Source organism: Eggerthella sp. BIOML-A4, assembly GCF_009875575.1.
In the GTDB taxonomy this organism is placed as follows: Bacteria; Actinomycetota; Coriobacteriia; order Coriobacteriales; family Eggerthellaceae; genus Eggerthella; species Eggerthella lenta.
The window spans coordinates 26,083-32,187 of record NZ_WWRX01000019.1 but is presented as its reverse complement, the minus strand read 5'-3'; the positions used below and the strand labels follow the sequence as shown (position 1 = coordinate 32,187).

The following is a 6,105-nucleotide window of genomic DNA, read 5'->3' as shown; positions in this document are numbered from 1 at the left end:
GACCTCGAAATTGAAAAGGTAGAAGTAAACAGCCCTCTGATCTGCATAAACGTTAACTTACGAGAATTCAATCAACGATCGGCTCGGCATCCCCGACCCTCGCGCTCGACTTTACATAACCGCGCTTATCGTCGAAACGGCATGCCCGCGGGGCGAGGTAGGGCTCTTGCGGGGTCATGGTGACCCCGCGGGTTCGTTTCGCGTCCCCGCCAGCAACGAAAAGGCGGGTCGCTCGAACGCCCTGGGGCACTTCGAACGACCCGCCTACTAGCCTTGCAACCAGGCAGCGCCGAAGGGCCCTACCGGGTTCGAGCCCTTACACGATGGGCGTGATGGAGACGATCTCCCATTTCTTTCCCTGCTTCGGCAAAGGTTGGTGCAGCATCATCGCCACCACATGCTCGGTGCCCTCTCTGTCCGAAAGCGTTTGCTTGCAGATGATCATGTGGTTCGTGCCTGCCACGATCTGCTTGCCGCAGTACAGAACCGGGCGGTATTTCGCGCCCTTGAGGTTCTTCGTGGCCTCGCTGAAGCCGCTGGCAACCTTTTCAGGCAGGCTTGACTTTTTCATTTTCGCGATTTCCCATGTTCCGAGCATCGTGCTCTCCTTTCGCTCCGTCGTTTCGAAACCCTCGGCCTCGACTTGTTCAGCAATCGTGTCGCGCGGAACCCCGTTGACACCTTTCTCGAAAGAAAGCGCCTACCCGCGCCAAATGTCGGCAACGGCATCATCGACTTCGTTGGCCGGATAGCCTACGGCCTTCATCTTGTCGATGATCACCTGGCGATGCGTGTACTCGCTTTCGCCCGGATACAGGGACGTAGAATACTGGGTAGCGCCCATGATGGTGTCGCGCGGAGGGAATCCGGCGAAGGCCAGAGCCTCCACCACATCTTCGAGCGGACCGTTGGGCGAGAGAGCGAAAAGATCCCTGCCCGTCTGCTCGCCGCTAACGCCGTTTTGCCTGTTGCGAACCGCTATTTCTTTGAAATCCGACATGGTGCCTCCTTTGAGACGATCGGTGCGTGCCGCCCGGCAACTTAATTATGAGTTGCCTAGTTCGCATTATAGAAAGTTTTTTATCGTTTTCCATTAATATCCGGGGCGTCGTCACGAACGACGCGTTTGACAAAACGAACGGGAAGGTCGATCGGCAAGCGGCGATATTTTGATTGCGAAAAGCGTTTGAAACGTCGGCAGAAAAAACGATCGGGTTTGCCATCGAGGGGTAAACCGCTTATGCTGGAAGCTGCGATTTCGAAACTCGCGATCCACGGGAAGACGGCATGGCGGATCTGCGTAAGGGGTTTGGAGAAACGGAGGCTATTGCCGAAAAGCTAGACAGTCTATAATGAAGTATATTCAATTTAAGATTTTATTCTATTCAATAGTAGCGTTGATTTATACAAAAAATTGCATAAATATGAAATAATATGCAAAGGAGATAATCCCGATGACCACTCCCTACCAAACGCTCGCCCTTCCCGTCGACAGCATCCAGTCGCACCCGGAGAACGACTTCACCATGGATGAAAGCGAGATGCAGGAGCTCGTCGCGTCCATCCGCTCCGAGGGTCTCGGGCAGCTGCCGCTCGTGCGCAAGCTGCCGGACGGCGCCTATCAGATGATCGCCGGGCACCGCCGACTCGAGGCGTACAGGCGCCTTGCCCGCGAGGACGCGGCCTTCCGAACCATCCCGGTCACGCTCGTCGACAACCTGGACGACGCCCGCGCCCGTGTGCTGCTCAATGTTACCAACCTCGTGACGCGCCGGCTTTCGCAGGAAGAGCGCGGCGCGCGCTACGCGGCCATCGGCAGGGAGGTGCCGGCTTTGCGCGAGGCAGACCCGTCGCTCAAGGGCGTGCGCACGAACGACATCATCGCACGCATCGTGACCGAGGAAACGGGGCAGTCGGTGTCGCCCGCCACGGTCAAGCGCGCTATCGCGGCCGAGAAGCGTCTGCGCGAAACGCGCGAGCAGGCGGAGCTCCTCACCGGCGACCTGAACGAGAACTGGCAGGTGGAGGCGCAAGCCGGGGTCGTCGACCCGCTCACGTTGCGCGCCATCTCGCAGCTTCCGAACCAGAAACAGCTGGATCTGTTCGTCGAGTACCAGCGCCAGGAGATGACCTTCGGCCAGCTGAAAGCCCACCTCAAAGCGTCGCGGCCCAAGACGACGGCCGATGCGTCCCGCGCGTTGCAGGCGGCTATCCGCAGCGTCGAGGAAGCTCGTCGAATGGATCGCGAGGGCGTGCCGCTCTCGCAGGGACTCATTCGCAAACTGAAGAGCCTGGTGGACCAGCTGTAGCTTCGGCGGGGCGCGGGGGAGGGGCGTAAAGCCGCGCATGGCCCTGCTGGCGTTCGGGGAAATCGGAGAGCTTGAACGCGGCGGTGTCGACGAGTTCGACGGGGTCGGCCTCGAGCGCCCGGCAAAGCTTGATCATGTCGGGAACGCTCGGAACCACGCGGCCTCGTTCGATGTTGCTGATCCGAGAATGCCCGGTGCCTATCATCAGCCCAAGCCGCTCCTGCGTCAAGCCCTGCGCCTTGCGCAACTGACGAAGGTTCTCGCCGAGGATGAAGGCGTATTGCTGCACAAGGGGGTCGTGATATGCCGGCGTGTTCTTTTCGGAGGATTTTCCCATGTCGCAAGCGTAACCGGTTGAATACGCACCCTTGTATCCACCAGAGTACATATGGACGATTTCTTGGAAAGATGACGCATCTTGCACGTTTCCGCCGACGTCGGTGCGTCTTCGGTATAATCAAACCTTGCTTTCAAAGCAGATCGATGAATCCCTGCAGCGAGGAGGCCCTATCGCTCGACGGTCGACACGAATGAGAAATGCGGCTCGCGCCCTCGTCACGTTGGGTTTCGTCGGCATCTGCGCGGCAATCTTCTACCTTACCGCGCAAGGCCCGACGGAAAGCGTAGCGCTGTCGAGCCGCTTCGACGCGTTCTTGAAATCCGTTGTCGCGCATACAGGGTCGGATGGTTTGCTTGCGCAGCTCGTCCAACAGATACCCGTGCGCAGGATAGGGCATACAGGCGAGTTCTTCGCGTTCGGCGCGCTCGCCTCTGTGCTGGTCATTGTCTGGTTTTCGCAAAGAATGAGCGTGGGAACCATGATGCTCGCCTCGTTGGGAGCGTGCATGGCGGGGTCGCTTTTCGACCAGACGCACAAGCTGTTCGTTCCGGTTCGGCACTTCGATTGGAAGGATCTCCCGTTCGACGCCTTCGGATACCTTGCGGCCGTCGTCGTGGTCTTCGCCGCTTACGGAATGGCGAAAGCGTTGGCGAGGCGGAGGGAAGGCTAGAAGCCGCCCGCAATGGCGAAGCGCATCGGGGCGTGCTAATATTATCCTATGACTATTCCGGCATCGAGGGGAGATGGCAGCGCGTGGAGCGAAAGCCGCTCGGCGAGGCGGCTGCGACGGTGGCGCGCGATGGTTCGCATGAGCCGCATGCGAACGGATCGAGAAGGAAGGGGCGGGCGTGCTGAGCGATCTGGTGGTGTGCTACCTGTTCCTTGGCGGCACCGGGGCGGGGCTCTGCCTCGTGCTCTCGGTGCTCGGCCTGCTCGTGCCCCGTTCGTGCTTGTCAACGCCCCCGGGCGTGCACCTACATCCGAGCGCCGCGTACCGCAAACTGCTCGGTTCGGGGCTCGTGGCCGCGTTCGTGCTGCTTGCGCTGGGCATCGTGTGTTTGGTGGCCGACCTCGGCAACGCCGAGCGCATGATTCTGCTGCTCGTGCACCCGACGGCATCGTACCTGGCCGTGGGCTCGTGGGCGCTCGCAGCCTGCCTGGCGCTCGCGGCGGCGCTCGGCCTCGCATGGCTCGGCGTCGGCGTCTGGAACGTCGCCCTCGTACGCGTCGTTCATGTGGTCGCCGGGCTTGCGTCCCTCGTGGTCATGGTGTACACCGGCCTTTTGCTGCAGAGCCTCGGCGCGGTGCCCTTGTGGGCCACGCCGTGGCTGCCGGCGCTGTTCGCGGCGTCGTCGCTGTCGTGCGGCATCGCGTGCGCGCTTGCGCTTGCTCAGATCACGGGCGCGGCATCGGCGTTCGGCGCCGTGCTCGGGCGCTTGGCGGCCGTCGATGCCGCGGTCATCGTGGTCGAGGCGGCCATCGTCGCGGTGTTCGTATACGCGGCTTCGCAGGCAGGCGCGCCGCTGTCGAACGGCACCGAGCTCGCCGCGGCGCAATCGGTGCGGGAGCTGGTGGCGGGCCGGAACGCGCAGTTGTTCTGGGGCTGCTTCGTCGTACTCGGCCTGGCGGTGCCGTTCGCGCTGGACATCGTGCTCGCGCTGCGGCGCCGCCCATTGCCGGGCGTCGTTCTGTTCGCCTCCGCATGCGTGCTGGTCGGCGGGTTTGTCATGCGGTTCTGCGTTGTTGCAGCTGGTGCCCACCCGGTGCTCAGCTCGATGGGAGTGATGTGACATGTTTCCGTTCGAAGTGGATTCGACCACCGATGTGCCGTTGTGGGTGCAGCTGCGTCAGCGGCTCATCTACCTGATCAACTCGGGGTACTTCAAGCCGGGCGACCAGCTGCCCACCGTGCGCGGCCTGGCCTCGGAGATTTCCATCAACTACAACACGGTGAACAAGGCGTACCTCAGCCTCGTTTCCGACGGCTACCTGGAATCGACGCGCGGGCGCGGCGTGTTCGTACGCGACCTCGACGCCGAGATGGACGAGGAGTACACGAAAGACGTCGACGGCATCATGAGCGACTGCGTGGCGGCCTGCCGCGACCTCGGATTGTCGTTGGACGACGTGCAGAAGTGCATGATCAAGAAGATCAAGCAGATCAAGAAGGACGAGGGCCTCGAACCCCCGCTCGAGCGGGTCGAGGGGACGGGGCGGATCGTGCCGGTCGACGTGGGAACGACGGCGCGCAAGGCGCGGACGGGAGCGTGATGCGGGTGAAGACCAGGCGAAACGAAGGGGATATGCCAGGCGGGCAGGGCGGCGTGCCGTCTGCCGCATCGTCGCGCCGCGGACTGCACGTTGTCCCCGAGGCGAGCACGGAGATCGTAGGCGAGCGCGCGTCGAGCACGGGCGTGCTGCTGTTCTCGGCGGTGGTGTTCCTGCTGGCGTTCGGCCTTGCGCTGGGCGCCTGGTGGGCAATCGCCGGCATCGGCGTCGCAGCCATCTCGACGGCGCTCGTCTGCGCGCTTCTGGCCACGGCGGCCGTGCACATCGCGCAGCAATGGGAGAAGGTGGTCGTACTGCGCTTCGGCACGTTCAACCGCGTGTCGGGCCCGGGTCTGTTCTGGACGTTCCCCGTCATCGAGCAGAACACCATGCGCGTGGACACCCGCGTGCGCGCCACCACCTTCGGCGCCGAGGAAACCCTCACCGCCGACCTCGTGCCGCTCGACGTGAACGCCGTGCTGTTCTGGCACGTGTGGGATGCGAAAGCGGCGTGCATCGAGGTGGGCGACTTCACGCGTGCCGTGGAGCTGGCGGCCCAGACGGCGCTGCGCGATGCCATCGGGCGCGCGAGCGTGGCCGAGGTGGCCATCCGCCGCGAGCAGCTGGATCGCGAGCTCAAGCGCGTGCTGGAGGAGAAGGTGGCGCCGTGGGGTATAACCGTGCTGTCGGTGGAGATACGCGACATCCTGCTGCCGAAGGAATTGCAGGACGTCATGTCGCTGGAGGCCCAGGCCGAGCAGCGCAAGAAGGCCCGCATCATCCTCATGGAAGCCGAGCAGGACATCTGCGAGATGATGGACGACATGGGCGACACCTATGCGAAGAACGACGCCGCGCTGCGCCTGCGTGCGATGCACCTCTTGTACGAGAGCGTGCGCGAAACGGGTGGCACGGTGGTGGTGCCCAGCAGCTTCAGCGAAGGCTTCGGCGACGTGCTGGGCGACGCGGCGAAGGATGTGCTGGGGAAGGGGTCGGGCTTGTGATGGCCCAAGGCGACGAGCGTTGAGCTTGGTCGTTCTGGTCGGCCGCTTGGGGCCTCGATCCTGATTGCGCTTCGAGTTTCGCCTCTTGCTCGCGCCGCGAATCGCGCTTCCCGCGCCCGCCCGCTGCACGCTCGATGCGCCGTTGGTGGCAAAAGGTCATCGAATTCGGAAGTTTCGCAGCGGG

At 62.9% G+C, this 6,105-nt stretch carries 8 protein-coding genes; 5 read left to right on the top strand and 3 right to left on the bottom strand.

The annotated features are described in order from the left end of the window. Positions 1-316 precede the first annotated feature (316 nt). Both GT613_RS14220 and GT613_RS14215 read right to left on the bottom strand, forming a co-directional pair. Positions 317-598 carry a hypothetical protein gene (locus tag GT613_RS14220; RefSeq protein WP_009305113.1) on the bottom strand — a complete coding sequence of 94 codons (282 nt, stop codon included), beginning with the start codon at positions 596-598 and terminating at the stop codon, positions 317-319. 102 nt (positions 599-700) lie between these two features. Next, positions 701-1,000, bottom strand: a complete 300-nt coding sequence (locus GT613_RS14215; RefSeq protein WP_009305112.1) for a hypothetical protein — start codon at positions 998-1,000, stop codon at positions 701-703. A gap of 454 nt (positions 1,001-1,454) precedes the next feature. On the opposite strand from GT613_RS14215, the gene GT613_RS14210 reads away from it, so the two are divergent. Beyond that, positions 1,455-2,309 (top strand): ParB/RepB/Spo0J family partition protein, encoded by an 855-nt coding sequence (locus GT613_RS14210; protein WP_009305111.1) that lies wholly within the window; start codon positions 1,455-1,457, stop codon positions 2,307-2,309. Here the strand turns inward: GT613_RS14210 and GT613_RS14205 are convergent. After that, on the bottom strand, positions 2,272-2,697 hold the full coding sequence (locus GT613_RS14205) for a helix-turn-helix domain-containing protein (protein WP_015761156.1): 426 nt from the start codon (positions 2,695-2,697) through the stop codon (positions 2,272-2,274). The genes GT613_RS14210 and GT613_RS14205 overlap by 38 nt on opposite strands. A gap of 142 nt (positions 2,698-2,839) precedes the next feature. Here GT613_RS14205 and GT613_RS14200 point away from each other — a divergent pair, with 142 nt between their 5' ends. From GT613_RS14200 to GT613_RS14185, 4 genes are all read left to right on the top strand, one after another. Then, positions 2,840-3,319: a VanZ family protein gene (locus GT613_RS14200; protein WP_009305109.1), complete on the top strand. Its 480-nt coding sequence runs from the start codon at positions 2,840-2,842 to the stop codon at positions 3,317-3,319. Positions 3,320-3,497: 178 nt separating this feature from the next. Then, complete coding sequence (gene nrfD, locus GT613_RS14195) at positions 3,498-4,439, top strand: NrfD/PsrC family molybdoenzyme membrane anchor subunit (RefSeq protein ID WP_009305108.1); 942 nt, start codon at positions 3,498-3,500, stop codon at positions 4,437-4,439. A gap of 1 nt (position 4,440) precedes the next feature. Continuing rightward, a complete protein-coding gene (locus GT613_RS14190; RefSeq protein WP_009305107.1) occupies positions 4,441-4,920 on the top strand; it encodes a GntR family transcriptional regulator in 480 nt (159 codons plus the stop codon). Continuing rightward, positions 4,920-5,921, top strand: coding sequence for a slipin family protein (locus GT613_RS14185; protein WP_009305106.1), 1,002 nt, complete (start codon positions 4,920-4,922; stop codon positions 5,919-5,921). Before GT613_RS14190 ends, GT613_RS14185 begins: the two co-directional genes overlap by 1 nt. Positions 5,922-6,105 lie beyond the last annotated feature (184 nt).